Here is a 2,308-nt window from a genome sequence, read left to right on the forward strand (position 1 = left end):
GGCCTACCAGGTGTGGCTCAACCAGGACCTGCGCGAGCTCGGCTGGACGCTGACCGGCCCCGACGGCCAGCAGCCGGTGCTCAGTTCGTTCAGCGAGCCCTTCGACACCTGGGCGCCGATGGACCAGCTGCTGTGCCGCGAAGCCTGGCCGCCGGCGATCGCGCCGAAGAACGTCTCGTACTTCTGCAGTGCGTTGCCGATCTCAAGCTACCCGCCGTACAGCGACCATGCGTTCCCGAAGCGCATGGCCGAGCAGGTCAGGCAAGGCGCGATCGAGCAGCTGCAGCGGCGCATCGGCACGCTGTGGCCGAAGGCCGTGACGGCGGAAGGCTTCCGCTGGCCGCTGCTGGTCGACCCGAGCGATGCCCGCGGACCGGCGCGATTCGACAGCCAGTACTGGCGCGCCAACGTCGACCCGTCGGAGCGCTACGTGCTGTCGGTGGTCGGCAGCAGCCAGCACCGGCTCGCGACCGACGGCACCGGGTTCTCGAACCTGTTCGTCACCGGCGACTGGATCCGCACCGGGCTGAACGCCGGTTGCGTCGAGGCGGCGACGATGGCCGGCATGCAGACGGCGCGCGCCATCTGCGGTCACCCGGCGCTGATCGTCGGCGAGCGCGACGTTTAAGAAGCCTTCAGGCTGCGGCTGATTCCTGTTGTTACAGTCGACGACCTCATGAAATTCCCGACGTTCGTGGCCTGGATCGCCGGCCTGCTGTTGTGGCTGACGGCGGGGCCGGCGTTCGCGCAATCGACGTTGTCGCCAACCGAGCCACTGGAGCTCACGCGCGGCGGGCAGTTCTACCTCGCCGAGGCCAACGAGGAGCCGCCCGATGTCGACCGGCTGGCCGACTGGCTGGCACGCAAGACGCCGGTGGCRCATGTCTCGCTGCTCGGCGGGCGCTACTGGTTCCATGCCACGGTGCGCAACGACTCACCCGCGACGCAGTGGGTGATCGACCCGCATGCGAGCCTGATGGAGCACATCGGCGGCTGGATCTACGTCGGCGGCCAGCCGCCGCAGACCTTCGTGACCGGCTACCACGCCGACACGCCCTACATGCTGCACTACGGCAGCGACATCACGCTGCCGCGCGGCAGCTCGGCGCACGTGCTGCTGCGCATCGACAGCCGCTACTTCGCGCGGCTGCCCGGCATYGACATCCAGACCAAGGCCGAGTACCGCCGCACCGTGATCTCGGAGAACGTACTGGCGCTGTTCGCGCTCGGCGCGTTGCTGACGCTCGCGCTCTACAACCTCTTCATGTTCCTCGGCACGCGCGACAAGGCGCTGCTGTACTACGCGCTGTACCTGCTGGCGGCCACCGCCGGCTGGGGGTTGACCTTCCACATCCCGGCGCAGTGGCTGGGCTGGCACGGGCTGCAGTGGCACTACCTGCCGTTCTTCCTGATGGTGGTGTTCAACACCCTCTTCTACATCGAGTTCCTGCAGCTGCGCGAGGCCAACCCGAGGCTGGCCTGGGCGGGCTATGCGAACCTGGTGCTGGCGCTGGTGCTGCTGCCGGCCTGCTTCATCGCGATGTCGTGGGCGCACACGCTGGCGACGATCGTGATCTCGATCTCGCTGACGCTCGCGCTCATCGCCGGGCTCGTGCGGCTGTGGGCGGGCTACCTGCCGGCGCGCTACTTCCTCGCGGCCTTCCTCGCGCTGCTGCTGCCGGCGCTGGTGATCCTGCCGGCCAACCTCGGCCTGAGCCAGGACATGGTGCGCAACCCGGAGCTGATCGCGCTGCTGGGCAGCACGGCCGACGCGATCCTGCTGGCCTTCGCGCTGGCCGACAAGATCCGGCTGCTCGCGCTCGAGAAGGACGGCTACATGGTGCAGCTGCACCGCGCGCTCGACCAGGCCAGCACCGATTCGCTGACCGGCATCGGCAACCGCCATGCGTTCGACCGCACGCTGTCGAGGCTGACCGCCGCCGACTCGTCGGCCGGGCTGATGCTGGTGATGATCGACCTCGACGGCCTGAAGCGCATCAACGACGAGCGCGGCCATGCGCACGGTGACGCGCTGCTGTGCGAGTTCTCGCGCCAGCTGCAGACGCTGCACGACCGAGAGATGACGGTGTTCCGGCTCGGCGGCGACGAGTTCGCGGTGCTCGGCGACATGCGCCACGAAGACGAGACACGGCGCGACATGCGGCGCTTCGAGGAGCGGCTGCACGCCGCCGGCTTCGAGGGCTGCGGCATCAGCTTCGGCATCGCGTTCGGCTCGGAGATCACGTCCAGCAGCCAGCTGCTGATCCATGCCGACGCGCGCATGTACCGCCACAAGTCGACCAAGCGC

2 protein-coding genes are annotated in these 2,308 nt (G+C 68.6%); both read left to right on the top strand.

The genetic code is table 11. From position 1 onward, the window contains the following. A partial coding sequence (locus AC1D01_RS30790; protein ID WP_477873217.1) for an FAD-dependent oxidoreductase occupies positions 1-628 on the top strand: 628 nt, incomplete at its 5' end. A gap of 48 nt (positions 629-676) precedes the next feature. After that, the coding region (locus AC1D01_RS30795) for a GGDEF domain-containing protein (RefSeq protein ID WP_477873219.1) at positions 677-2,308 on the top strand (1,632 nt) is incomplete at its 3' end.

It is taken from the genome of Rhizobacter sp. P3_B12, from assembly GCF_056402895.1.